The organism is Methylophilaceae bacterium, assembly GCA_018398995.1.
Lineage (GTDB): Bacteria > Pseudomonadota > Gammaproteobacteria > Burkholderiales > Methylophilaceae.
In genome coordinates this window covers 1,159,047-1,181,654 of record CP073759.1, presented here as the reverse complement: position 1 = coordinate 1,181,654, position 22,608 = coordinate 1,159,047, and the positions used below count along the sequence as shown (strand labels likewise).

Below are 22,608 nucleotides of genomic sequence, written 5' to 3'. Positions count from 1 at the left end.
AGGTCATTAAGCATTTACTTTTGTTAATTCGAGACTATTTCGAGACCATGAAGATACATCACTTTATTGCCTTTTTCTTATTGATTTTTATACATGGCCACCTGCTTGCCGAACCACGCAATGAGTTGAGTTTTAAACTCAAAGCATCTGTTGTGAAAGTGCATGTTGGCACTAAAACAGGGGGATATGGAGTTGGCACTGGTGTTGCGATTAGCCCAGACTTAATCGCCACCAATTGCCATGTATTGGCCAATAGCACTGGTGTTAGCATCACTAAATATGGCAATACGCACACGCCCGTTGCGCTTAAAGCTGACTGGAAGCATGATTTGTGCATTTTACGTTTTCAATATGCCGATTTGACACCGGTTGAACTTGGTGACTCTGAACACTTACAATATGAACAGGATGTTTTTTCTATTGGCTTTCCAGGCGGGCCACCAAAACCACAATATACCGAAGGCAAAATTAAGGCAATTTATCCATTTGATGATAGTCACATCATTCGTACCGACGCCTCTTTTGTGATGGGCGCAAGTGGCAGCCCGATATTTGATGTCGATGGTAAGCTACTTGCCATTAGCACATTTAAAAGTCCTGGCAAGCACGCTTATTATTACAATATTCCTGTTAAATGGATAAAGACATTATTAAAACAGCCTGATATCACCTCAATGGAAACAGATATCTTGCCATTTTGGGATGCACCAGAAGCGCAACGCCCTTTCTTTATGCGGGTTGTACAGCCTTTTAAAAACGAAAAATGGGATGAAGTGCACGACATTGCCCAACTTTGGTTGCAAAGCGAGCCTACTTCAGCAGAAGCTTTATACTACGCAGGCATTGCAGAAGAAAAAATGCATCACCTAACAAAAGCCAAACAATACTTCGAGCAGGCGTTAGTAATACATCCAAAACATCCGGCAGCGATGATTGGCTTAGCATGCACTGAAGAGGTCACATTGGCCTGTAACGACCATTTTTAATAATCACTGCTACGACCTGTAGAATAGCCCTGCGGCACGTCATTTTGCCATTCTCCACATGCGTGACAAAGATGATCATGCATAGTGGGGCTTAATGTTAACTCTTTACTGCCACAAAACTTACATGTTGTAGGATGTAATGCTGGTGCTTCTTTGTGATGTGCATCATGATGCACTTGTGCCACTTTTGTACTTCCCAAACCATACTTATTATCCATTTAAGCACTCCAAGCGTACACGACTGAGTGCTACCGAAAATACTCGCTTTTGTCGTTGATGACAAGCAGTTTTTACTGCGTTTTATGTGAAGCACGACTTAAACGATCGTGAATCGCCAACCATTCTGGCGATATTGGTGGGCTTTCTATCAATAACTTCGCTACTTTTAAGGCATCCATTTGATGCAAAACGTCATATAACTTTTCTGCCATTTCAATAGGGTTATTCGGCACATTAAAGGTTTTGGCATTGGGGATTTCACCTTCGCCCAATAGCAGTGCGGCACAATGCTTTTCAAGAAGAGCCGCTTGCATTAACGCTGCTCTAGAAATAAACAATTCTATTGGCGTTTGTGGCGAATAGTGTAACAAATGCTGTCCCGGCGCCTTCGGCAATATAGGCTTTGGTGTCGCTTTTACGCCGGCGACAGATACTATGTCCATTTCGGTAATCATCCCTAAACGTAATAATTGCCACTGATTACCATCTACTGCAACGATAGTAGACTCGATACCCACTAAACAAGCACCGCCATCTAGCAAGGGGATATGCTCACCTAAGCCATCCGCCACATGCTTGGCTGTTGTTGGGCTTAATTGCGTGTATTTATTGGCTGACGGGGCGGCTAAACCTAAACCCGTTTGTTGTAAAAGCGCTTGTGCAATTGGATGCGCAGGCACACGCAAAGCAACGGTTGGCTCGCCAGCACGTACAATCATAGAAACCGTTGATTTTGCTGGTAATACCAACGTCAGTGGCCCAGGCCAAAATGCATTGGCCAACTGTTGCGCCAATGGAGGGAACGTTTCTGCCCAATCAAGCACTTGATCACTTGAACCAATATGCACAATTAAAGGGTTATCGGCAGGGCGCTGTTTAATCCGATAAATCTCACGTAAGGCGTCTTCGTTACGCGCATCAGCAGCGAGGCCATAAACGGTCTCGGTCGGCATTGCCACCACATGGCCACGCTTGAGTAAAGCAACGGCCTCAGCCAAATTAACTTGCATGCGATTTGTTTAAATAAAAACTAAAAATCACATTTTACCTGCTTTACGAAAAGTTAAGTTAATCCGTCTGCGGCCTAATAACGGATGAGTAGCGGCTTTTAATGGCAGCACCCCATGATAATATAGTCGACTACTTGCTCCCCAAACAACGACATCGCCATGAATAAGGGGTATTTTCAAGGTTTTTGTCGTTCGTGTTAGCCCACCAAATTGAAATGTTACTGGTAGCCCTAATGAAACCGACACAATTGGATGACTAAAATCAGCCTCATCTTTATCTTGGTGCAACCCCATTTTGTCGCCAATGCCATACACATTCACTAAGCAACTATCAGGCATGAAATCAGCATAGCCTGCTTGTTCACCAGCGCGCTTCGCCAAATCTAGCAACAAATCTGGCATTGCTGGCCAAGACTGATTCGAATGCAAATCTTTAGTTGCATAACCATAACCTTGCTTTGTTGCAACCCAACCAAATGCGCCAAAACTGGTGGTATGCACCGACATCTTGTAACCCATCGGTGTCATCATCTGTTGCGGTGGATGTGTTTTAAAATGCGCTAGCAGTAGCGCACAAAGGGCATTGGCTTCTGCCAAGGCAAAACCACGCAACCAATAAGCACCATCGGCAAGCGCAACTTTCGACTCCATTTGTTCCGAAAATAAATCTGTTGTCATGGCTATCTTTAAGCTATTTTTCAATTGGGGTTAGCACGCCTAATCTATATCGGCAGAGTCACACTAGGTCAACGACGGCTCATCCATATGCTTGCGCATACTTACTACCTTATTCACTGTGCTAACCAAATCATTGTACACAATTACAACGCCCGTGATGGTCTTAACGCTAGCAACAATTAGTTACACTCACTTGATAGATTTAAATTTATAATCCGCGCATGCTGCTTTCTATTAATCAACTTTTTAGCAACCATCAATATGCCTTTCCGAAGTTGCTCGCATTTCGCGTACAAATGGTATTGGCTTATCAAATCATGGCAGTTGTTGCAGGCTGGCATATTTATGAAATCACACACGACCCATTAGCATTGGGATTAATCGGCCTGGCAGAAGTGGTGCCTTATTTTTCCAGCGCTTTGTTTGCTGGACATGCTGTTGATCATTATTATTCACGCCGATTATTTGGCATTTTAGCCGCAGCATTATTATGCTTAAGTGCGTTAACCCTTGCTATTGTTTCAAAAGGCATCATTAGTGGCAATGTTACTTTTTGGATTTACGCCTCGGTTGCCTTAACTGGCTTTGCACGTGCATTTATTGCGCCAAGCTACAATACTTTATTTGCCATTATTGTGCCGCGCGCAACCTTTGCACGTGGCGCTAGCATTGGTAGCGCCATGTTCCAACTTGGCTTAATTGTTGGTCCTGCCATTGGCGGCTTATTGGTTGGTTTTGTCAATAAGACTGCGGCTTATAGCTTAGCTGCAATGCTTTGTGCGGGCGCAATCATTGCGTTATTTCGGCTCTCTGTTACAGAGCCTTTAGCAAAAAACGCCCACCCTGTTTTTAAGAGTATTGCTGAAGGCTTGCGGTTTGTCTGGGGAAACCAAATCTTACTTGGTGCGCAATTATTAGATATGTTTGCAGTTTTGTTTGGTGGTGCGGTGGCGTTATTACCCGCTTTTGTACATGACATTTATCAAATGGGTCCTGAAGGTTTGGGTATGTTACGGGCAGCGCCAGCGGTTGGCGCCATCTTAACAGGGTTATGGTTAACTAAAAATCCGATTAATTTACATGCTGGACGATGGTTGCTATCGGCGGTCGCCGGCTTTGGTCTGTGCATGATTGCGTTTGCACTTAGCACTTCTTTTTGGTTATCGACCATCATTTTAGCTGCAGCAGGGGCATTAGATGGTGTTTCGGTCATTTTACGCAGTACCATTATGCAACTGGCGACACCCGATAGCATGCGCGGTAGAGTGTCCGCCATTAATGGTATTTTTATTGGCTCATCTAACGAATTAGGCGCCTTCGAATCTGGTGTGATGGCGCGGTTGATGGGCTTGATACCTTCTGTGATATTTGGTGGCTTGATGACGTTAGGCGTTGTGGCTGTTACCGCTAAAAAAGCACCCAAACTACGGCAGTTAGAATTACAGCAACTCCACTAAATACGATAGAATCAATGTTTTATAACCGTAACGCTTACTGGAAAATTATGCATCAAATCACTGTTAAAAATAAACCATCGCAAGCTGAGTTAGATCAGCTGAATGTCAAAAAATGGCCAACATGGGAAAAAGAAGTTTCAGTTTTTGACTGGTATTTTCCAGAGCAAGAAATTGCTTATATTATTGCTGGTGCGTGTGTGATTACGCCGCTAGATCACCAAGGCAATAGCGGAACACCCGTTACGTTTGGTGCTGGTGATTTGGTCACGTTTCCGGCTGGCCTTTCAGCAAAATGGGAGGTTAAACAGCCATTGCACAAGCATTACAAGCTAGATGGCAATCTTTTCACGCAAACGTTTTTACGCATCAAAGCAAAGTTTTGTCAGTAATCAACGCACTACAAGGCACATTCAAATGGCACATATGTATGACATTAGTATTCCACCACTCATCCTGGCGTTAAACAATTGTTTGCATATTCTCAAAACAGGCAGGCGATTTGCAGATGCGCGCAATATTAATCATGCTGAATTACTGAATGCAAGATTGGCACCCGACATGTATCCATTAATCAGGCAAGTGCAAATTGCAACGGATATGAGCAAAGGTGCAGGCGCACGTTTGGCAGGGATGCCTGTGCCTCAGTATGCAGATGATGAAACGACATTTGCAGCACTAGAGCAGCGTTTACTCAAAACCATTGCTTTTTTGGAAAGTATTGAGCCGCAACAATTAGATGGTGCAGAAACACGTCATATCGAATTGATGGTGCGTGATGCTAAACGGGAATTTGTTGGGCTAGACTATCTATTACGCTGGGTACAACCCAATGTTTATTTTCATGTTACCACTACCTATAACTTGCTTCGCCATCATGGTGTCGAGCTTGGCAAACGTGACTTCTTAGGGCCAAAATAAATCACCGACACTCAATCATTAACGAATTTGTGTTCCAGGCCCAAAAAACTCTTGCAACATAAAGGCTTCAAGTGCCTCCGTATCTTCTGCTCTTGCTGAAAGGGTAATGACACGCCGCAAACGATGCGACTCCCAATTAAAATCACCTTGATAATCACGGCGAATAATTTCTATCATTTTTCTAATGACTGCGCGCTTAATTTCCGTACCATCTGATGCAGACACATCAAACACTTCTAAGCGTGCGGTATTAATATTATTTTTCCAACCCTTAAAACTAAACTGCGCGCTGCGAAGACCTAAATAACGAATCTCGAAGATGCCATTTTTCCCGTCTAGATTCAGATTTTCTTTAATTTTCGCATCTCGTTTATCACCCTCGCTCTGTGGATTATTACTGGCAATTACCGCCTCAACATCCTGCTCTGATAGCCCCTCTTTTGCCAATTTAGCCTGCTGCTGTCTTTTAATATACGCTTGCATATCCTCGCCTGGCAAAGGGGTAATGGGTGTTTCCGGCGGTTGGAATTGGGGGATTTTTTTATTCAGTTTTTTCTCTTTTGGAATAAACAAATCAGATTGCTCAACCAAACTAACAGCCGGCGCTGCTGGTTGGGCTGGCTGAGGCGGTGCGCGGTTTGCTGGCGTCTTCTTGGCAGGTGCCAGCGGCACTTGTTGAATCACCTCTGGTGACGGCTCAACCGCCTCACTTGGTGCTACTTGTTCTTTTTGTGGAGGCCCTAATGTAATTTCTAATGGGGGCGCATCCGCCGTTGGGGTGCCTATAGAAAACAACTTAGGCGCAAAAATCCATAGCATAGAAAGATGAATCAGAATGGATATCAACAAGGTCAACACGATATTGCGATTAACCCGCAATGTCAACACATCAGCGTTGCGAACCGGCAATGACCAAATCTCGTTAGAATTAGGGGGTGTTTTTATCATGCGCATTTAACAGTCTTACCTAAAGCTTTTCCTACCGTGATATTGATTCAAAGAGTTAATCGTCATTGATTTTGGACAACGACTCATAGTAAAAATGCAGTCTAACATAGTGAATTGACTGGCCAGTCTGTTTCTTTTTGCAAAATTGAAATGCCAATTGGCATAGCTCCTTGCTAACACTACGTTAGCAATATTAGTCAATATTGAGCCCAGCAAATATAGACGCACTAAAGCCTGCTTTTTTGACATGCTTATCATATTCTAAAAGAGACGCGCATGCTCATGCATCTTTCTCGTCGTTATCCGCTTCCATGGTGCATGTGCACTCATGTTGTGCAATTAGAGCCCCTGTTGGTCTCAGCTTGCTGGCGATACAAACGATTCTCAACACTTATCCATCGTGCTCAGAACATTTTTTTGTTCTGGCACGTCATTTGCTTAGTAATTGTGTAACAGAATCAATTGAGTGGCACTATGTTGAGAGTAAGAACTCGATATTCTGATTATCTATACCCAAGCTCCAAGCTAGGCGGTATTAGATACTATTTGATAGAACGCAACATAATACAAAACCAGTTGTGATGATTTACAAGATGGTGATAAAGAAGTCGTTAAAGCGGCCACTAAAGCGGGAGGGAGTGCATATGTAGTAGGAACGATTTCGAGCGAAAGGTTAACCCCAGTGATAGAAGCGGCAATTGCAAGATTTGAAGAAACGAAACCACTTACACAAGAGCTAAAGCTAGCGAATGAAAAGTTGGATGAACGAAAAGTTGTTGAGCGTGCAAAAGACATGTTAATGCGACAACGTAATCTCAATGAAGATGAGGCTTATAGCATGCTACGCAGCATGGCGATCAAAAAGAATATGAAGTTGGCTGAGTTATCAAGCCAACTTATCGATGCAGCAAAAATGTTAACGATTTAGCAGTCATTACAAATAAATCAGATAACGATATCCATACAAACAAGACATTTATTGTCGTTAGCTTAGTGATGATGCTTTCAGTTAGCTATATCAATCAGCGCTGTAAGTTCTAAGCTTAAGAGTTGGGCGTAGCTTCCCCATTTTTCAACCAATAGTTTGGTCTATCGCCTTCTCCCATTGGTAATATCATATTGGCGCGCCTTAGGTTTTCTAGTGCCTCATTCACAGAAATATGATTTTTTTCGGCTAGTTTTTGGGCAACAGATTGACTGTAATTTAACCAAACTGGATTTTCAATAAAGCCATGATCTTGCATGCACATTTTAAAAACGCGTGCTTTTCGACCGATAATTTCTAGTCGTTGAAATTCGACTATTGCAACCAAATCAGCTGCAGCTCTTTCTGTAATATCACCGCATTGCTCAATCGCTGTTTGCAATACCGTATCTATTTGCACTGGCACTTCCGTTTCTTGTTGTGTGCAGGCGCCAAAAAAAGCAGGTAGACCAGCCAATACGATCACTAACACTAGTGTTTTTTTTGAAACCAGCATATGGTTATTTAATATAAATGGCAGATTCTAGCTTGGCTGCAGCTTCAGTATCTAACTGGGTCAATAATGCAATATTGGTTAATGCTTCCATATGTCTACCTGTTTCTTCCGCAATTAATGCAAGATAATAAATAGCTTGGCTATGTTGCGCATTTGCCGCAGTGACTTGTCGTAAATGCGTTTCTGCATTAACTGTGTCATGGATAGCATATTCTGCGACCGCAAGATAAAACAAAGCTTCATTGTTATTAGGCTCTGCAATGGTCCATTTAGTTGCAATTGATAATAATGAAGTCCAATTTTTATTTAAATAAGGGTGTACAACTTGCATAAAAAACGGCCATTGATTGGCTGGTAGCGCCCAAAATGCTGGTTCCGCTTGTGTATTAAGCGCTAATACTGGCTTATCCATGAGTGCTTGCACCCATTCAACTGGCATATTGTAATAATATGCCTGCCTGCCTGGACTTTTTAATGTTATTACACCAACTAAATTGCCTGCGTCGTCAAACACACCGCCGCCACTTGCTCCTAATCTAAAAGCACTACTTGCTCTAATAATGACACTGTCATCCATTGAGAACAAACCTTTAATATGTCCTGCAGTACTGGATGGTGCGGGTGAAAAATTTGGATAACCAATGGCAAACACTGCTTGTTCATATTGCAAGTGTTTACTTGAGCCAATTGTTGCAATTGGTGCTGCCATCTGTGCCACTTCAACCAAGCAAAGATCATGGCGCCAATCCGGCACAATACCACTCACTTGATAGGTTTCTCCGTTTGCTCTAACACTGATACTTGTTGCATTTGCAATCACATGGCAGTTGGTTACTACACGATCTTTTGCTACCACCACCCCAGAGCCAGTCCCATTGTTTCCGTTAGATAGTGAGACATGTATCTTCACAACATGCTGAGTGACTTTTTGTATCAGTTCATCAGTGGGTAATGCTTGTGCTGAAGTAATCACATTCAGATACAATAAAACGAACAGCTTTTTCATGGTAGCCTCCAAGCAAACGATCAAAAACTTAACAACGCTGGTTTACTTAAAGCAAGTGACGTGCCAAACCAATAGCAATACGTCTTACTTGAGATTTTTATCAAAAAGACTAACCATAACAACTGGTTAAAATGGCTAGCAACCTGACATGAAGCATAGCGCTTTAGCATGATTCAACAACATAGCAACAAACAGCCATACAATGCACCTAAATGGTGCGGCGTTTATCAATGCGTCCTTATTACAAAGTTTATTGGTCAATTAATTGAATATTTGTTTTAGTCACTGGCTATGACGATGCTATTCATTTCTGTAAAAAAAGTATGTACGTCTGGCGTCACACTTTGCATTAGCGCCTATTAATTGGCAGCTCGCAAATTTACATTAGACCCAATATCTGTATCAACAGCATCCGCTTCGGATTGGTCATCAAAGTGGCTAAAAACATGTCTAACCGCATTGAGCATCAGTAGGATTGCTATATGGTTTGTTGAAAAGAAGGATTTGATTGATGCAAAAATCGATGCATGTTGATAATTAAATTAAAGTAAGTCCAATACATGAAATATTGTTAATTTTTAATTTATGCAATAATGGAGCATCTCATTTAAAAAGCACGATATGGCAGACTTTTCTCTTACAGCAATCTCTTCTCAGGTGCTGTATTTAACGATTGTTTTTATGCTGCTTGTTTTTCCCAGAGCATTACAAAAATACAATATTCCTGCACCACTGACTTGCTTCGCGCTGGGCATGGTTGTCATTTTGACAGTTGCTGATTATAGCAATGATAAAACCTTAGATTTTTTATCTGCGCTTGGCATCTCCTCATTATTTTTGTTTGCTGGTTTAGAAGTCAATCTGCAAGAACTCAAAAAAGGATTTTGGCCGTTACTTAACCATCTATTTTTACGATGTCTTGGTATTTTTGGCTTTACTTGGATAGGCATTCATTACTTCGAATTTTCAATGCAAGTCTCTGGACTGATTGCATTGGCCCTGCTTACACCCTCAACTGGTTTTATTCTGGAATCGCTAACAGGATTAAACTTAGACGAAAATGAAAAGTTTTGGGTAAAAAGCAAAGCTATTGCAGGGGAGCTGCTCGCACTATTATTACTGTTTATTTTTCTAAAATCAGACTCACCGAGCGAACTTGCTAGCTCCTCAGTAGTGCTAATTGCCATTGCTTTTGGTCTGCCATTGCTATTTATATTTCTTGGTCGCATTGTTATACCATTTGCACCAGGCTCCGAATTTTCCCTACTGATTATGGTTGGGCTTATCGCTGCTTACCTCACCAAACAAATCGGTGTTTACTATCTTGTAGGGGCTTTCTTTACAGGCTTTGCAGCACGACAATTACGAGAAAGAATGCCCACACTTGCTTCCGATGATAACTTGCGTGCAGTACAATTATTTGCCTCCTTTTTTGTACCTTTTTATTTTTTTCATGGTGGCATGTCGGTACCATACGGCGCATTTCAGTTAGCATCATTATGGACCGGCTTGGCTTTCACAGCCGTTTTATTACCGTTTAGAATTGGCTCTGTCGCAATACAAAGATTCTATGTCAATCAAGATTCTACAAAAAGTAGTTTCGACGTTGCAGTCGCACTCACGCCAACGCTCATTTTCACATTGGTTATCGCAACGATTTTGCATGAAAAGTTTGGCATCAGCGATACGCTATTCGGTGGCTTGCTCGTCTACGCTGCCATCACGACTATCCTGCCATCATTTGTATTGAAAAAACCACTGAGTCTGGATGTAGACAACTCACCTGTGCACTAAACTTAAGCTTTGCGTAAAGGCATGAGTAGTTCATACAAACCATTATGGTCTATTTCATGCATCAACTGTAATAACCGCCCTAGGTCATTATGAGGAAACCCCTCACGTGCAAACCAATTGAGGTAGTGACCTGGTAAATCTGCTATTAGCCTACCCTTGTATTTACCGTAAGGCATTGCCGTCGTCACTAACTGTTGTAAATCTTCAGCATTCATTTTTCTTAGATGGCATTTCTATCATGATTTATTTAAGTACAAAGACACTTCAGAAAACCAATGATCTGCCGATATACATTCATAGCATAGGTTATATGAAAATGAATCAAATGGATATTGGCGAAACATTAAAACAAGAAAACCAACGATTTTGGGATCTACTTATCCTAGATACTACTTTACTCAATCGATTAGAAGATGAAAACGTCCAAATAGCGGACGCATACATTATTGAAGAAATAGAAAGCATATAAACAACAATGGCAAATAGATAAAAAGAAGGCTATTTTGCCACGTTAAACAGCAAGCAAATTCGTCAGGGTGTCATTATATTGACACAGTATTGGGGGAGAATTGTAATGATTAACGTCGCACAATAAAAAATGTATTAAGACATAACTTTAAGTATTAACCGTATTACTATGAAATAGTTTAATAAAATGTAAGCTGTTAATTTTAATAAACTTTTGATGCAGAATTTACTCAAAAGTAGATGAAAGACTGTATGAATCGACTTAACGCTAAGGAGTGCAGCATGACAATTTACCAGGTATTAGACGAACAAAATCATCCAGTATTTGAAGCTGATAGTTTCTTATTAGCTCAACAAGAAGCAGAACTACTGAATCTTTCTTTTGATGATCATTATTTCTTTGTAGAAGCCGCAGCAACAGAGCAAGCACACTAGTTGCCAGAATGAAAAAGGGTTACAGCTTGTAAGCTGCAACCCTTTGAATAGTGGCGGAGCGGACGGGACTCGAACCCGCGACCCCCGGCGTGACAGGCCGGTATTCTAACCAACTGAACTACCGCTCCTAAAAGTATTGATGCGAACAAAAATACAATTTAGTTTTTATTGTTGAATGGTGGGTGCTAACGGGGTCGAACCGCTGACATTCGCCTTGTAAGGGCGACGCTCTACCAACTGAGCTAAGCACCCAAATCAACAACAAGCCGCGCATGATACAGTCATTTCAGAATTTTTCCAAGTGGTAATTCACCATTAGATATGGTTTTTTTAAATTTTTTCGCAAAATCAATGGATTCAGTTCAAAGTTGATGGATATCTTGAAAAAAGCATTTCTAAATACAAACGAATCATGCCTTAGCCACGCTAGTGGATAATTGCCGAATAAAAGTATGCATCTACAGCGGCTAACCAACTTTATCTAAAGATTGTGCAATTGACGCCGAAATAATAGGTAGATATAACACCATTGATATAGGATAAAACGTCATGACAGCAGCAAATGAATTACTCAGCGACCAAGAAGATCAACTGTATAAAGCATATAGGCATATCTATGACCGCTTGATGGCAACACGAGATTTTGTTAGCTGGGATGATGCATTATTTTATCAAATGGAAGCGCTAGAACTGGCCGTGGATTTGGAGCTTTATATAGAAAAGGGCTGAGATCAACCACGACATTTTAATGAATTAAACCCGATATTGTGCTTTTTTCTAAAGATTAATATAACAGTGTCGATAATAACATGTACATAACAAAGTTAATGGAACGTTTAAAGTGACAGTATTGAAAGTATGTTAAGCCGTTAAAGTCAAAGATTAATTTTTTTGTCTCCTCCCCCTGAGCCTACCCCCAAGTAGGCTCTTTTTTTTACAACCGACTTAGCACTTCAGTGCTTAGCGAGGTTGGGAACGCCACCTATCATGAAGTGGTAATAGTATTTGGCAATATTGGGAACCTACCACCATCCCTCTTGTCTTTATATGCCTTATATTATTTGTCTTTCAAGCTAGCAATGTTAAAGTAATTAAATACATCGCCCTCTTGCATTAAAACAACCAATAATGATCAGAAATACATTAATAGAGAATTACCAACAAGTACGACAGGCGACACTTGATATATGTAGTGCCATCGAAACCGAGGATTTTGTCGTACAGCCCAGCGCAGAAGTCAGCCCACCCAAGTGGCATTTAGGGCATACTACGTGGTTTTTTGAAACAGTCATTTTAAAAAAATTTAACCCTAATTATCAATGGGTTAACCCAGCCTACAATGCGTTATTTAATTCTTATTATAAAGCCATTGGTGGGCACACAATGCAGTCAGAGCGCGGCAACTTATCAAGGCCAACTGTGGCTGAGATTATGGATTATCGTACGCAAGTTGATGGTGCAATCATGACTTTATTAACAGAAATAAAGATAACTGATGCACTGGCGTCACTGCTAGAAATAGGCTTGCATCATGAACAACAGCATCAAGAGCTGTTATTCATGGATATTAAGTGCATTTTTGCAAGCAATGTGCTCCCAATCCAATATACCGCATCAGGGTTGCCTTCGGCGCCGTCACCCAAAAGCACCTGGATTGATATAGAAGAAGGCTTAGTTGAAATAGGTTACGATAAGCCAAAAGGCAATGACGGCTTTTCGTATGATAATGAAAGACCGCGTCACAAACATTATCTTTATCCTTTTTCTATCTGCCAAAGTCTGGTGACTAATGGTGAATTTTTAGCTTTTATAGAGGACGGCGGTTATCAGCAAGCAACATATTGGTTAAGCGAAGGCTGGGATTGGGTGAACCAAACAACAGTAACACAGCCCTTATATTGGTCTAGGATTGATGGCGATTGGTTTGAATATACCATGCATGGCTTAATGCGCTTAGACATGCATCGACCATTGGTACATATCAGCTATTTTGAGGCGGATGCTTTTGCTAAGTGGAAGGGCTGTAGGTTACCCACAGAACAAGAGTTAGAAATCTATCTCAATAGTACTAGCCGCCAATCGACGCTAGGAACCACTTTTCATCCTACCGATGCCAATGCAGCAGAACAAGTATGGTGTTGGACCAGTAGTCAGTACTCTGCTTATCCAAGATTCAAAGCCTTTGATGGCTTATTGACCGAATACAATGGCAAATTCATGTGCAACCAATTTGTTTTACGTGGTGGTTGCGTTGTAACGCCAAAGCATCATTACCGAAACAGCTATCGCAATTTTTACTTACCCCACCAACGCTGGATGTTTTCAGGCATCCGTCTAGCAAAGGATACCATTTGAAGATTACAAACTTAATTGAAACAGACCAATCTAGCTTACATCAAACTACATTTATTGCGGATGTAATTGCAGGACTCAGTGCCCAAGAAAAAGCGATTTCTGCCAAATATTTTTATGATGATATTGGCAGTGAATTATTCCAAAAAATTACACAACATCCGGATTATTATCCAACCAGCACCGAATTTTCTATTCTGCAAAGTATTAACCATCTTTTGCCTGGAATCATCAACGCACCTGAACTCGATATTATCGAGCTGGGCGCAGGAGATGGTCATAAAAGTGAATTAATTATAAATGGCTTTTTAAATCATGATTGCAAGGTTAATTTTTACCCCATCGACATTTCTGAAAAAGCCATGCAGCTACTGGATGACAATCTTAGCACGCACCCAAGTTTACATACCCATGGTGTGGTTGCCGATTATTTTCATGGACTTAATTATCTTAAAAAAATATCTAGCAATAAAAAGCTCGTGCTATTTTTAGGCTCTAATATCGGTAATTTTAACAAAGTCCAAATAGATAGTTTCCTTAGCCAATTACAAGATTCACTAGATACAGGCGACTATGTCTTAGTTGGTTTTGATTTAAAAAAAGACACGCACGTACTGAATCAAGCCTATAACGACGCTGATGGACTAACCCGCCAATTTAATTTAAATTTACTGAATCGCATTAATCGTGAGCTGGGCGGTGATTTTAATGTATCTGCGTTTGAACACTATGGTTTTTACAACCCCAAGCTGGGTGCGATGGAGAGCTATTTAATCTCTTTAGACGATCAAATAGTAACCATAGAAGCAGCAGATAAACCTTTTTATTTCACTCAACATGAAGCGATGCACTTAGAATATTCTTATAAATTTTCTACAGCAGCTATTACCCAATTGGCGGTGCAGAACGGGTTTACAATCACACAACTATTTTCTGATAGCAGAGATTATTTTATTGATGCATTATGGCAAGTAACCTGATAATTGGAGTAGCCACTTGATTGAGCATGTTGACTTTGACCAAATCGTCAATCGGGAGGATACGCTTAGCCTAAAGTACGATGCCAGACAAACACTATTTGGTCGCGCCGATGTTACACCAATGTGGGTTGCCGATATGGATTTTGCGGTACCAGCGGCGGTAACTGATGCCCTCACTGAGCGCGCGAAGCACCCTATTTTTGGCTATACGACTTATCCAGAAAGTTTATATGCGGCCCTGATTAGTTGGTTTAAACGACAACATGGATGGGCTATCCAACGCGAATGGATTATGCTTTGTCCGGGCGTTGTACCCACTCTTCATGCCGCTGTCATGGCATTTACTGCACCAGCTGAGTCTGTCATTGTGCAACCGCCTGTTTATTTTCCATTTTTCTCTTCGGTGACCAATACTGGCAGAACCCTCATCAATAATCCATTAAACATACAGCACAATCGATATTTGATCGATTTTGACCATTTAGAACAATGCGCTAAGGATGCACGCATGTTGCTTTTATGCTCTCCGCATAACCCAGTTGGTCGCGTATGGCAGCTAAATGAGCTTAAAATGCTGTTAAAAATAGCAAAAAAGCACGATTTATTGATTTTTTCAGATGAAATACATGCCGATCTCGTCTACCCAAAGCATCGACATCATGTCTTAGCAACTGTAGCAACATCTACTGATAACATTATCACCGCGGTTGCACCAAGCAAAACATTTAACATCCCCGGCTTAGGCTTATCTGCATTAATTGTTAGCAATGCAAATCATAGAAAACGAATGCAAGAAGCTTTTGAATCTATGCATGTGAACGCTGCAAATCCGTTTAGTATTACTGCATTTGAAGCTGCCTATCATCATGGCGATGCTTGGTTGCAGGCCTTGCTTGCATATCTGACAAAGACAAGGGATTTTGTTATTGAATATCTAGCATTACATCTGCCACAAATAAAAGTCATTGCGCCAGAAGCCACCTACTTACTTTGGTTAGATTGTCGTGCTTTACAATTAACTGATCGTGCCTTGAAAACAATGTTTGTTGAAAAAGCGCACGTAGGTTTAAGTCCGGGCACGTTATTTGGCGCAGGCGGTAGTGGTTTTATGCGCATGAACATTGCGGCACCAAAAAAAGTAGTTGGTGACGCACTTAACAATATCAAAATAGCATTAAGCTGCTAGTCGTTATCATGCCCATGGGCAATAGCGAAGATCACACATCGGATACTGGCGTTTCTTTAGCGGCAGATTGTTTTTGTTGATACATCTGACGGTCGCTTTCACTGATTAACTCATGCAGGCAAGCTGGTTGCATCGGGTTCGATTCAACAATACCTAAGCCTCAAGGAATCTTGGTTATCTCCATAAAAAGTGGCAAAGTTTTCGCTCTGTTGCTGAGCAGTTGGTGGGATAAATGTTCTATTTTAAAGAATTGTTTAATAGTAATTATATATTATACAGAATTAATTATTTGGTCGACAATAACAGCTATTTACGTCACTAGGTGCATCACATTGGTTAATATACAAAACTTACTAACTCCAGCCATTTTGTTTTTTGCATTGGGATTTTTGGCGCAACTGATTCGTTCAGATTTAAAACTACCATCTGAATTGACCAAATCTATCACCATTTATTTGCTCATTAGTATTGGCATTCATGGCGGCCTAGCCCTCTCTCACGTACATTTCTCTGAAGCAATTCCATCTATTTCAGTCGCCATATTGCTTGGCATTATGCTCCCAATCATTGCGTACGCCATTATTCATGGTATTGGCAAAATTGATCATTTAAATGCAATTGCGATTGCAACCCATTATGGCTCAGTCAGCGCCGGCACATTCTTGACCGCAGTCGCCTTTTTACAATCGATGAATATTGAGTTTGAAAAGTATCCAGTCATTATGCTTGCCATCATGGAATCACCTGCCATTCTGGTTGGTTTAGTGATGGCATCAATCGCAAGAAGAAAATTGCTCAATAACAAACATGATGAAAGTGATGAAAAAGGCGATATTGGTTTGTTAATCAGAGAGGCGTTTACCAACGGCAGCATCGTATTACTCATTGGTGGATTGATCATTGGCGATATTTCACCAGAGCAAAGTCTTGCATCAGTCCTTCCCTTTTTTGATCAGCTTTTTATGGGAGTTTTATGTGTGTTTTTACTCGCCATGGGAATGGAAGCTGGCAAGAAAATAGCAGACTTTAAATTGGCCAGTAAATTCTTAATTTGCTTTGGCATTTTAATGCCTATCGCAGCAGGCTTAGTTGGGGTTGTCATTGGTCATTATGTATTACATTTTGCTATAGGTGGCGCTACCCTAGTGGGCGTTCTAGCGGCCAGCTCTTCTTATATCGCTGTGCCGCCAGCAATGCGTATGGCAATACCAGAGGCAAACCCTTCTATCTATTTAACGTTATCGCTGGGCGTTACCTTTCCATTCAACGTGATATTAGGCATTCCTATCTATTACAGTTTTGCAAACACAATCATTTAAAGGTGACCAAACCATGTTTAGTGTAAAAAGAATTGAATTAGTGATTGAGGCAATCGAAAAAGAAAAAGTGATTGCCACATTAAAAAGCATCAATATCAATAGCTACACCATTTATCACAATGTCGGCGGTGATGGGGAGAGGGGCATGCGAAACGAACTAGCGTTTGGTGAGAAATTTGAAAATGTGACATTTGTCATCGCATGCCCTGAAAAATACTTAATCCCGATTATAGAAGCCTTGAGGCCCATCCTGAAAAAATATGGGGGAATGTGTTTGGTATCCGATGCGCAATGGGTCATCCATTAAACAAAGGCGATAAATGTTATGCAAAATACACTTATTAAACGTAGCAACATTGCATTGATTGCCGGCTTAACCTTTGTAATGGTTGTTATTTATTGGCTTATCCAATTGCTCAGCATCAGTATGCAAGATGCTTCTAGAAAATATATAAAAAGCCATCCAAAAACCATCAATTATTATCAAAATGCGGATGCTCAACTGCCATTTTCAGCTCAATTGATGCAATTAGCTAGCCAAAATAAAACTTGTATAGTCAACGCCGTTTATACACCGAATAAAGCCAGTGTTTGTTCATCAAAGCCAATCAATAAAACAATATTGATCAAGAAAAGCATCCTTATTTAATAAAAACAGACTGGTAATAGTTCAATAGCGTACAGGAGAAATGCATGACGGATAAACTCGCATCTTTTGCTGGCAACAGCATACAACTTTTAGCTTTTATCTTTATATTGGTCATCGGACTGTTATGTTTATTGATGATTGTTTTGTATTTTGTTGATAAATTTCAAACCAAAAGTACTTTACGAAGAAACTATCCCGTTCTGGCTAGGTTCCGCTATTTGTTTGAACACATGGGCGAGTTTTTTAGACAGTACTTTTTTGCGCATGACCGTGAAGAAATGCCGTTCAATCGCGCCGAGCGTTCTTGGGTATATCGGGCGGCAAAAAATGTCGATAGTACCGTCGCGTTTGGATCAACTCGCGTGTTAACAGACCCTGGCACCGTATTATTTGTTAACTACGCTTTTCCTACCCTCGCTGAAGAAAATACCGACCCCACCACGGTCACCATCGGGCCGTATTGTCGGCAGCCATATCAAACAAATTCACTGTTTAATATCTCCGGCATGAGTTATGGTGCCCTGTCTATTCCTGCGGTACTGGCGCTATCTAAAGGTGCAAAAATGGCAGGCATTTGGATGAATACAGGTGAAGGCGGATTGTCGCCTTATCACTTAGCCGGTGGTGCCGATATTGTTTTCCAAATCGGTACTGCAAAATTTGGAGTGCGTAAACAAGAAGGGGGCTTTGATGCAGCAAGACTGAAAGCAGTTGCCGCACACCCTGAAGTTAAAATGTTTGAAATTAAGATGAGTCAAGGCGCAAAACCAGGGAAAGGTGGCATCTTGCCGGGCGTTAAGGTCAATGCAGAAATCGCTGCCATTCGTGGTATAGAAATCGGAGAAGATGCTATTAGCCCTAATCGACACCCAGAAATCAAGCAGGTAGAAGACTTACTGGATATGATTGACTATGTGCGCACCACAACAGGAAAGCCGGTTGGGGTTAAAATGGTGGTTGGTGCGACTGGATTTTTTGATGATTTATTTGCTGCCATTCATCAACGCGGGATAGAAAGTGCACCTGACTTTCTGACCATAGACAGTGCAGACGGCGGCACTGGAGCGGCACCCATGAGTTTGATTGACAATATGGGCCTGCCGATTAAAGAAAGCTTGCCACTAGTGGTAGATAAACTCATCGAGTATGGCTTACGCGAACGGGTAAAAGTATGTGCCAGCGGCAAACTCATCACCCCCGCAGAAGTAACCTGGGCTTTCTGTGCTGGGGCAGATTTTGTGAACTCAGCCCGCGGATTCATGTTTGCTTTAGGCTGCATTCAGGCGCTGCAATGTAATAAGAACACCTGCCCTACAGGTATTACAACACACAATAAAAAATTACAATACGGGTTGAACCCTGAAGATAAAGCAGTGCGTGTGATGCAATATGCAAAAAATATGCATAAAGAAATTGGTATATTAGCGCACTCTTGCGGGGTAACTGAAGCGCGTAAGCTAGAGCGTAAGCATGTACGCATTGTGCAGTCAAATGGCAGATCGACGAGTATGATAGATATTTATCCGCAACCAAGTACGTCTGAGCATAAAATGAACCAGGGTAGTTAAATATTATCTACGTTAATATATCAACTCATATGCAACTCTAACGAAGGCAATGAATCATGACATCAACTAAGAAAATACCAGAAAAGAAAATGAATGCGTCTGACTTATTTATTAAGGCCTTAGAAAATGAAGGGGTAGAAAGAATTTATGGCGTACCTGGTGAAGAAAATCTCGATTTTCTAGAGGCCATGCGTCAGTCCAGTATTGACCTCATTTTAACCCGTCACGAACAAGGCGCAGCTTTTATGGCGGCCACTTATGGACGCCTGACAGGCAAACCTGGTGTCTGCCTATCGACCTTGGGTCCTGGAGCAACTAACTTAGTAACAGGCGCGGCTTATGCGCAATTAGGCGGATTCCCACTGGTGATGATTACTGGTCAAAAGCCGATTAAACATAGCAAACAAGGGTTATTTCAAATTGTTGATGTTGTGAGCATGATGAAGCCTATTACCAAATACGCCAAACAAATTGTCAACGTGGACATGATTCCTTCTATGGTTCGAGAAGCGTTTAGATTGGCCACTGAAGAGCGCCCTGGCGCAGCATTATTAGAGCTACCTGAAGACATTGCCGCAGAAGAAGTCGCCTCTAAGACAACCCATATTTTCAACATTAGTCGAACGCGCTACCCCCATGCTGATCGAGAAATCCTTGATGTTGCAGCCAAGATGATTAAAGAGGCCAAACATCCATTATTAATGATAGGTGCTGGTGCAAATCGTGCGCGCATTTGGCAAGCGTTACACAATTTTGTTGATATGACAGGTATTCCATTTGCAAACACACAAATGGGAAAAGGCTGTATTTGGGGTCGGCAAGAAAAGCATCTGGGCACGGCAGCTTTATCCGATGGTGATTATATTCACTGCGCCATTGACCGTGCCGATTTAATTATTAACGTTGGTCATGATGTGGTAGAAAAACCACCCTTTTTTATGACCGAAGGTGGCGCCAAAGTCATTCACGTGAACTTCAAATCTGCTCAAGTTGATAATGTCTATTTTCCGCAACTAGAAGTGGTTGGCGATATTGCCACTTCTATCCAACGGCTTGCCAACCGTGTGGGAACAACAGCCACACATGATTTTTCTTACTTCATGAAAGTGCGTAGCCATGTGATGGAGCACATCCACGAAAGCAGTGAAGATAATAGCTTCCCAATGAAGCCGCAACGATTTGTAGCGGATATTCGAAAAGTCATGCCAGCTGATGGCATTATTGCGTTAGATAATGGGGTGTATAAAGTGTGGTTTGCACGCAATTATTTTGCGCAATTGGCCAATACGGTCTTGCTCGATAATGCGTTAGCTACGATGGGCGCTGGTTTACCATCGGCAATGGAAGCCGCCCGTTTATATCCCGATCGACGCGTGATGGCTATTTGTGGTGATGGGGGCTTTATGATGAACAGCCAAGAGCTAGAAACCGCTGTTCGCTTAAAATTGAATCTAGTCATTTTGATTTTGAACGATAACGCATATGGCATGATACGTTGGAAGCAATATGCAATGGGTTTCCAAGACTATGGATTGGAATTTAACAATCCAGATTTTGTCATGTACGCAAACAGTTATCGCGCCACAGGTCATCGGGTAAACAATGCAGAAAGTTTTATTCCATTGATTAATGCCTGCTATGAACAAGGTGGTGTACACCTTATCGATCTACCTGTTGATTATTCAGAAAATAATAAAGTACTGATCGATGAATTAAAAGCGAGGGTTTGTGTTTTATGATGAAAACTAAACAGCGCCAATCACTCACCATCAACTCGCCCTTCGATGGCACATTCATTGGTCATATCGATATGCATAACCTTGATGATGCTAATGCCATGCTTGATGCTGCGGCTACATTGTTTAACAACCGTCGTGCTTGGCTACCGCATCACGAGCGTACCGCCATCCTAAAAAGACTAGCCGGTTTAGTTGCCGCTGAAGCGGAACAGTTTGCTAGATTAATCGCCAAAGAAGGCGGCAAACCCATTACTGATGCACGCATAGAAGTCACACGTGCCATTGATGGCATTGAATTAGCCATCAAGTCGCTTAGTCATGTGATGCGTGGTGAAGAAATACCTATGGGTCACACAGCTGCATCGATGGCTAGAACTGCATACACCACCTACGAACCTATTGGTGTAGTAGTGGCTGTCAGTGCCTTTAATCATCCACTCAATCTGATTGTGCATCAGGTTGTGCCTGCCATTGCAGTAGGTTGCCCTGTCATTGTCAAGCCATCCCACGCCACGCCACTCAACTGTCAACGTTTTGTAGCATTGGTTCACCAAGCAGGCTTGCCTGCCAATTGGTGTCAAATGTGCGTGTGTGATAACACGGTTGCTGAAGCACTGGTCACCAGCCCACTCATCAGTTTTTTTAGCTTTATTGGTTCGGCAAAAGTCGGTTGGTGGCTAAAAAGCAAATTAGCGCCCGGCGTTAGATGTGCTTTAGAACATGGCGGTGTTGCGCCAGCTATCGTAGACAAGAGCGCCGACTTAAGCAAAACCATTCCGTCTTTATTAAAAGGTGGCTTTTATCATGCAGGGCAAGTGTGTGTATCCACTCAACGTATTTTTGTGCATCACTCACTTATTGATACTGTTGCAAAACAGTTAACCGATGGTGCGAATCAATTGATTGTGGGCAACCCAATAGAGGATAACACGGCAATCGGCCCACTTATTTTGCCAAAGGAAGTAGACCGTGTTGATGCTTGGGTAACAGAAGCCGTTGCAGCAGGTGCAACATTGCTTACTGGGGGTAAAAAGCTAAGTGATACTACCTATGCGCCAACGATTTTGTTAAATCCACCTATGGATGCAAAAGTATCAACTATGGAAATATTTGGTCCTGTTATTTGTTTATATGATTACCTTGAACTTGATAAAGCAATATCGATTGCAAACAGTCTAGACTTTGCCTTTCAAGCGGCAGTTTATACGTCTGATTTACAAGTCGCCAATGACTGTATTCAACACCTCGATGCCACAGCAGTCATGGTCAATGATCATACGGCATTCCGCGTTGATTGGATGCCATTTGCAGGACGCAAGCAATCAGGATATGGCATTGGTGGCATCGGCTACACCATGCATGATATGGTGCAAATCAAAATGGTGGTTATGCATCAATAATGGCAGTTCTACTCT

The 22,608-nt window shown here is 41.7% G+C and carries 24 protein-coding genes, 2 tRNA genes and 1 pseudogene; 18 read left to right on the top strand and 9 right to left on the bottom strand.

The genetic code is table 11. The annotated features are described in order from the left end of the window. The first annotated feature begins 47 nt into the window (after positions 1–47). The gene (locus tag KFB94_06105; protein ID QVL44882.1) at positions 48–986 is read left to right on the top strand and encodes a trypsin-like peptidase domain-containing protein; all 939 of its coding nucleotides are present in this window, start codon (positions 48–50) and stop codon (positions 984–986) included. Here the strand turns inward: KFB94_06105 and KFB94_06100 are convergent. The 3 genes from KFB94_06100 to alkB form a co-directional block, all read right to left on the bottom strand. After that, positions 983–1,204, bottom strand: coding sequence for a hypothetical protein (locus KFB94_06100; protein QVL44881.1), 222 nt, complete (start codon positions 1,202–1,204; stop codon positions 983–985). The genes KFB94_06105 and KFB94_06100 overlap by 4 nt on opposite strands. Before the next feature lie 72 nt (positions 1,205–1,276). Continuing rightward, positions 1,277–2,215: a threonylcarbamoyl-AMP synthase gene (locus KFB94_06095; protein QVL44880.1), complete on the bottom strand. Its 939-nt coding sequence runs from the start codon at positions 2,213–2,215 to the stop codon at positions 1,277–1,279. A 27-nt stretch (positions 2,216–2,242) separates the two neighbouring features. Then, the gene (gene alkB, locus KFB94_06090; protein ID QVL44879.1) at positions 2,243–2,893 is read right to left on the bottom strand and encodes a DNA oxidative demethylase AlkB; all 651 of its coding nucleotides are present in this window, start codon (positions 2,891–2,893) and stop codon (positions 2,243–2,245) included. Positions 2,894–3,114: 221 nt separating this feature from the next. Here alkB and KFB94_06085 point away from each other — a divergent pair, with 221 nt between their 5' ends. The 3 genes from KFB94_06085 to KFB94_06075 are packed head-to-tail and all read left to right on the top strand — an operon-like array spanning position 3,115 to position 5,268. Then, positions 3,115–4,350, top strand: coding sequence for an MFS transporter (locus KFB94_06085; GenBank protein ID QVL44878.1), 1,236 nt, complete (start codon positions 3,115–3,117; stop codon positions 4,348–4,350). Positions 4,351–4,397: 47 nt separating this feature from the next. Next, positions 4,398–4,739: a cupin domain-containing protein gene (locus KFB94_06080; GenBank protein ID QVL44877.1), complete on the top strand. Its 342-nt coding sequence runs from the start codon at positions 4,398–4,400 to the stop codon at positions 4,737–4,739. A gap of 25 nt (positions 4,740–4,764) precedes the next feature. Next, on the top strand, positions 4,765–5,268 hold the full coding sequence (locus KFB94_06075) for a DUF1993 domain-containing protein (protein QVL44876.1): 504 nt from the start codon (positions 4,765–4,767) through the stop codon (positions 5,266–5,268). An 18-nt stretch (positions 5,269–5,286) separates the two neighbouring features. Here KFB94_06075 and KFB94_06070 read toward each other — a convergent pair whose 3' ends face one another. Continuing rightward, positions 5,287–6,216, bottom strand: coding sequence for a hypothetical protein (locus KFB94_06070; GenBank protein ID QVL44875.1), 930 nt, complete (start codon positions 6,214–6,216; stop codon positions 5,287–5,289). A gap of 445 nt (positions 6,217–6,661) precedes the next feature. On the opposite strand from KFB94_06070, the pseudogene KFB94_06065 reads away from it, so the two are divergent. Continuing rightward, positions 6,662–7,144 (top strand): annotated as a pseudogene (locus KFB94_06065) (ANTAR domain-containing protein). A gap of 115 nt (positions 7,145–7,259) precedes the next feature. Here the strand turns inward: KFB94_06065 and KFB94_06060 are convergent. Then, complete coding sequence (locus KFB94_06060) at positions 7,260–7,697, bottom strand: hypothetical protein (protein QVL44874.1); 438 nt, start codon at positions 7,695–7,697, stop codon at positions 7,260–7,262. 4 nt (positions 7,698–7,701) lie between these two features. Beyond that, on the bottom strand, positions 7,702–8,703 hold the full coding sequence (locus KFB94_06055; GenBank protein ID QVL44873.1) for a trypsin-like peptidase domain-containing protein: 1,002 nt from the start codon (positions 8,701–8,703) through the stop codon (positions 7,702–7,704). A 621-nt stretch (positions 8,704–9,324) separates the two neighbouring features. Between KFB94_06055 and KFB94_06050 the strand changes: the two genes are divergently transcribed. Further along, positions 9,325–10,497: a cation:proton antiporter gene (locus tag KFB94_06050; GenBank protein ID QVL44872.1), complete on the top strand. Its 1,173-nt coding sequence runs from the start codon at positions 9,325–9,327 to the stop codon at positions 10,495–10,497. 2 nt (positions 10,498–10,499) lie between these two features. Here KFB94_06050 and KFB94_06045 read toward each other — a convergent pair whose 3' ends face one another. Continuing rightward, positions 10,500–10,712, bottom strand: a complete 213-nt coding sequence (locus KFB94_06045; protein ID QVL44871.1) for a DUF3820 family protein — start codon at positions 10,710–10,712, stop codon at positions 10,500–10,502. 95 nt (positions 10,713–10,807) lie between these two features. Between KFB94_06045 and KFB94_06040 the strand changes: the two genes are divergently transcribed. Next, complete coding sequence (locus KFB94_06040; protein ID QVL44870.1) at positions 10,808–10,966, top strand: hypothetical protein; 159 nt, start codon at positions 10,808–10,810, stop codon at positions 10,964–10,966. 281 nt (positions 10,967–11,247) lie between these two features. Then, on the top strand, positions 11,248–11,400 hold the full coding sequence (locus tag KFB94_06035; GenBank protein QVL44869.1) for a hypothetical protein: 153 nt from the start codon (positions 11,248–11,250) through the stop codon (positions 11,398–11,400). A gap of 51 nt (positions 11,401–11,451) precedes the next feature. On the opposite strand, the gene KFB94_06030 is transcribed toward KFB94_06035, so the two are convergent. Together KFB94_06030 and KFB94_06025 are read right to left on the bottom strand one after the other, a co-directional pair. Then, positions 11,452–11,528, bottom strand: a tRNA-Asp gene (locus KFB94_06030). A gap of 48 nt (positions 11,529–11,576) precedes the next feature. Next, positions 11,577–11,652, bottom strand: a tRNA-Val gene (locus KFB94_06025). 297 nt (positions 11,653–11,949) lie between these two features. On the opposite strand from KFB94_06025, the gene KFB94_06020 reads away from it, so the two are divergent. The 10 genes from KFB94_06020 (at position 11,950) to KFB94_05975 (ending at position 22,593) form a co-directional block, all read left to right on the top strand. Beyond that, positions 11,950–12,129, top strand: a complete 180-nt coding sequence (locus KFB94_06020) for a hypothetical protein (GenBank protein QVL44868.1) — start codon at positions 11,950–11,952, stop codon at positions 12,127–12,129. A 399-nt stretch (positions 12,130–12,528) separates the two neighbouring features. Next, on the top strand, positions 12,529–13,755 hold the full coding sequence (gene egtB / locus KFB94_06015; protein ID QVL44867.1) for an ergothioneine biosynthesis protein EgtB: 1,227 nt from the start codon (positions 12,529–12,531) through the stop codon (positions 13,753–13,755). After that, the gene (egtD, locus tag KFB94_06010; GenBank protein ID QVL44866.1) at positions 13,752–14,732 is read left to right on the top strand and encodes an L-histidine N(alpha)-methyltransferase; all 981 of its coding nucleotides are present in this window, start codon (positions 13,752–13,754) and stop codon (positions 14,730–14,732) included. The genes egtB and egtD overlap by 4 nt, the downstream gene beginning before the upstream one ends. A 19-nt stretch (positions 14,733–14,751) precedes the next feature. Beyond that, positions 14,752–15,918 (top strand): PatB family C-S lyase, encoded by a 1,167-nt coding sequence (locus KFB94_06005; protein QVL46587.1) that lies wholly within the window; start codon positions 14,752–14,754, stop codon positions 15,916–15,918. Positions 15,919–16,250: 332 nt separating this feature from the next. After that, positions 16,251–17,237, top strand: coding sequence for a sodium-dependent bicarbonate transport family permease (locus tag KFB94_06000; protein QVL44865.1), 987 nt, complete (start codon positions 16,251–16,253; stop codon positions 17,235–17,237). A 13-nt stretch (positions 17,238–17,250) separates the two neighbouring features. Then, positions 17,251–17,544: a transcriptional regulator gene (locus KFB94_05995; protein QVL44864.1), complete on the top strand. Its 294-nt coding sequence runs from the start codon at positions 17,251–17,253 to the stop codon at positions 17,542–17,544. An 18-nt stretch (positions 17,545–17,562) separates the two neighbouring features. Continuing rightward, complete coding sequence (locus KFB94_05990; GenBank protein ID QVL44863.1) at positions 17,563–17,886, top strand: hypothetical protein; 324 nt, start codon at positions 17,563–17,565, stop codon at positions 17,884–17,886. Positions 17,887–17,930: 44 nt separating this feature from the next. Then, positions 17,931–19,454: an FMN-binding glutamate synthase family protein gene (locus KFB94_05985; protein QVL44862.1), complete on the top strand. Its 1,524-nt coding sequence runs from the start codon at positions 17,931–17,933 to the stop codon at positions 19,452–19,454. Between the two features lie 56 nt (positions 19,455–19,510). After that, positions 19,511–21,193: an acetolactate synthase large subunit gene (locus tag KFB94_05980; protein ID QVL44861.1), complete on the top strand. Its 1,683-nt coding sequence runs from the start codon at positions 19,511–19,513 to the stop codon at positions 21,191–21,193. Further along, positions 21,190–22,593 carry an aldehyde dehydrogenase family protein gene (locus KFB94_05975; protein QVL44860.1) on the top strand — a complete coding sequence of 468 codons (1,404 nt, stop codon included), beginning with the start codon at positions 21,190–21,192 and terminating at the stop codon, positions 22,591–22,593. The genes KFB94_05980 and KFB94_05975 overlap by 4 nt, the downstream gene beginning before the upstream one ends. Positions 22,594–22,608 lie beyond the last annotated feature (15 nt).